General features: G+C 40.7%; 4 protein-coding genes and 2 pseudogenes. 5 read left to right on the top strand and 1 reads right to left on the bottom strand.

Annotation, left to right across the window (positions count from 1 at the left end; all coding sequences use genetic code 11):
• Positions 1–125 precede the first annotated feature (125 nt).
• The 3 genes and pseudogenes from LC653_RS45525 to LC653_RS45515 all read left to right on the top strand — a co-directional run.
• A pseudogene (locus LC653_RS45525) lies at positions 126–227 on the top strand (NblA/ycf18 family protein); the annotation flags it as partial.
• 431 nt (positions 228–658) lie between these two features.
• The gene (locus LC653_RS45520; RefSeq protein ID WP_229501794.1) at positions 659–841 is read left to right on the top strand and encodes a hypothetical protein; all 183 of its coding nucleotides are present in this window, start codon (positions 659–661) and stop codon (positions 839–841) included.
• Positions 842–891: 50 nt separating this feature from the next.
• Positions 892–1,053 (top strand): hypothetical protein, encoded by a 162-nt coding sequence (locus tag LC653_RS45515; protein WP_229501793.1) that lies wholly within the window; start codon positions 892–894, stop codon positions 1,051–1,053.
• Between the two features lie 153 nt (positions 1,054–1,206).
• Here LC653_RS45515 and tnpC read toward each other — a convergent pair whose 3' ends face one another.
• The gene (gene tnpC / locus LC653_RS45510; RefSeq protein ID WP_229501792.1) at positions 1,207–2,157 is read right to left on the bottom strand and encodes an IS66 family transposase; all 951 of its coding nucleotides are present in this window, start codon (positions 2,155–2,157) and stop codon (positions 1,207–1,209) included.
• Between the two features lie 12 nt (positions 2,158–2,169).
• On the opposite strand from tnpC, the gene LC653_RS47820 reads away from it, so the two are divergent.
• Positions 2,170–2,409 (top strand): transposase, encoded by a 240-nt coding sequence (locus LC653_RS47820; protein ID WP_372478319.1) that lies wholly within the window; start codon positions 2,170–2,172, stop codon positions 2,407–2,409.
• A gap of 5 nt (positions 2,410–2,414) precedes the next feature.
• A pseudogene (locus LC653_RS45505) lies at positions 2,415–2,720 on the top strand (ISLre2-like element ISCst1 family transposase); the annotation flags it as partial.
• Positions 2,721–2,806: the final 86 nt, after the last annotated feature.

The raw sequence follows: 2,806 nt of genomic DNA, 5'->3' as shown, positions 1-2,806 counted from the left end.
ATTACGCTCTCAACTGAAAAAACACCATAAAGCCAGAATTGAACAATATCGATTTCGCAGAGATCCCAAGGGTTACTTGGCTAATTTAGAGAGTCGTCTTCTCTAGTAAGTTTTACCACACTAGGTTTTTGCTGATGCTCTATAAGCAGATGAGAGTTAGGGAAGCTACTTACCAAGAATTGCTCAAACATCAGTGGGAACAAGATTGTGACCCAATTTTGGGCTAAAACAAACCTTGCGAGGTTACTTTAAGCGACTCAGAAGATAACGAACACACAATTGTCTTTTTCATGCAAATCCCTCAAAGCGTGGGCGCTTAGAGGGATTTTGGGTATTGGTATTTGGTATCAGGGCGAACGCATCTTGTCAACAAGAGTAGTTCATTATCAATAAACTTTTAAATAATCGCATTAAGCATAGCTTATTGACTTAGTACTAAGTTTTGATTATTACTGCTTTCTACTGAGATGAGAAAGAAGCGATCGCTATAAATCTAATTCTTTGATTGGCTACATGGGTTCAGCTTTTTGTCAATATATTTTTGTAAAATTTAGATGCGTTCGCCCTGTATTTGGTATTGGGTTTTTTGACTGCTAATACCAATTTTATATGAAGCTGCATATAATGGAGAAAAGAAACTCGATAAATTAAAATAACCATGAGCCGCCCTTTTAAGATTGAAATCGCAGAGAGCGAAGAAGAACTTAAAAAACGTCTACAAACAGCTAACTTGGGAAACCAGAAAGAAAAACTACAGATGCTGTGGTGGATAAAAAGCGGACAGGTTAAGGAGCAGCAAGAAATTGGAAAACGCTTGGGCGTTACGATACCTCAACTGTGACAAGGTGGTTGCAAAAGTATAGAGCAGGTGGGCTATATGAATTATTGGAAATGAAAAAAGCTCCAGGAGCAAAACGCAAAATTCATGACGCAGCGATCGCAGCACTGGAGGAAGAGTTAAAAACAGGAAAAGGCTTTAGTAGCTATGGTGCAATAGTTGAGTGGTTGGTAACCGTTCAGGGGGGAGCGCCTTGGAACAGACCCATTGCTTAATTAGTCGGTGAATGCCAGATATTAAATGAAAATGAACCCACGTCGTAGATTGAGAAATATTAACCGGAGCGATCGTTGACCAATATGAACCCATGTAGATTGAGGAATATAGTCAACACCCCAGGACTGCTTATCCTTACCAAGGAAGTTACTTTACAGAGCAAGATTTTTGAAATCTTGCTGTTGGTCACAACAGATGACTTCTGGAAGTAAAGTAGGAGCATCTTTCCCAATGCGTGCAGAGGCAACAGCTTGTGTCATAAACACTAAAACATTACGATGCTGAGACTTGAGGGTAGTAACCACGGTGATCATTCGCGCAAAAAAAGTACTACCAGCCTGTGTTTGGGAACCAAAACTGGTACGTCGCCAGATCACTGCCGGACGAATTGCTCTCTCGGCAGCATTATTGGTCGGTTCCACACCCTCTGTCGTTATAAACAGCCACAAGGCGGGTTCAACCTTAAGTAGTTGACGACAAGTGCGAACTGTTTTTGCCAAAGGGGTTTTTTCCTGGGATGTAATTTGGTAATCAGCAGCTTCAAGCAATAGTTCTTTTATCTTGCTACGAATACATGAAGCTAATTCAATAAAATCACTTCGAGTTAAAGTACCATCTCGAACCCGATGCCATAATTCAAATAACTGTTCTTGTTGTTTGACCAGTGCAGTCCCTAATTCTTTGGATACCCCAGTCCGTTCCGATATTTTGGTAAATTCACGTTTCAAATGCGCCCAACACAACTGCCTATGTCCTATGTCTACCCAGTTGTAAGATGCATATCTGTCTGAATTTAAAATACCAGTAAAGTTCTCGCCCAGTAAGTTTTTCGCTGCTTGGGTGCAACGAGTCAGGGAAATCTCGAAAAATACGACTAACGGCGTGACCGCAACCCATAACCAAGCTTGACTCTGTTTGGGGTTACGACCATCGATATTTCCCTGGTTGAAGCTTGTTTCGTCCGCTCCCACGATTAAAGAGTGCTGGACATAAAGCTTTGCTTCATCTACACAATTTGCGACTGCATTGCTTGCTTCCAGCCTCAGTTTGTTTACTGTTCCCAAGGACATTGAGATATCAAATAACTCTGCGCACCTGTTCATACCAGTTCAAAGATCCGTTGGCCGGAGAATATTATTCCTCTGTTTCAACCACCATCAGCCCCTGAACTCAATCCCATTGAGAGACTTTGGCAATTCCTGAAAAAACCCCTTAAAAATCAACTTTTCTCTTCTTTACACGCTTTACGCGATCGCATCCAAGAATTATTCGACCAACTTACTTTTGAGCAGGTGATTTCTGTCTCTTCTTATAATTTTATCCTAGAAGCTCTTTTCTATGCAGCTTCATATTAAATTGGTATTACCATGTTACTGAGCGTCTACATAAATTTGCTGATGTAGCTTTCAGTGATAATAAGGAGCGGGATAATTGGTTTAAAAAAGCACGGAGGACTCTAAAAAAAAGTAATGCCATGACCATAATTAGGCAGATGGATGAATTTATCTTTGAAGCTACGGGAGAACCTTGTAAAACTATGGTGATACAGAGAAATTACCTGTTACGTGCCTATCGTGAAAGGCGTTTAAATTACGCTAAGGCAATAGAGCAAAAACTACCTATTGGGCATAGAGCTGGCGAAGCTGTCACCAAGTGCAAACTAAACGGTTTAGTTTAAAAACAGAGCATAACTATAGACGTTTCTCTTTGAGTCAGGCGATCGCTATCGCTTCTTGTGCAATCATGTTAAGA

It is taken from the genome of Nostoc mirabile CHAB5784, assembly GCF_020829645.1.
Lineage (GTDB): Bacteria > Cyanobacteriota > Cyanobacteriia > Cyanobacteriales > Nostocaceae > Nostoc > Nostoc mirabile.
The sequence above is the reverse complement of the archived record's forward strand: the minus strand, read 5'-3'. Positions and strand labels throughout refer to the sequence as shown.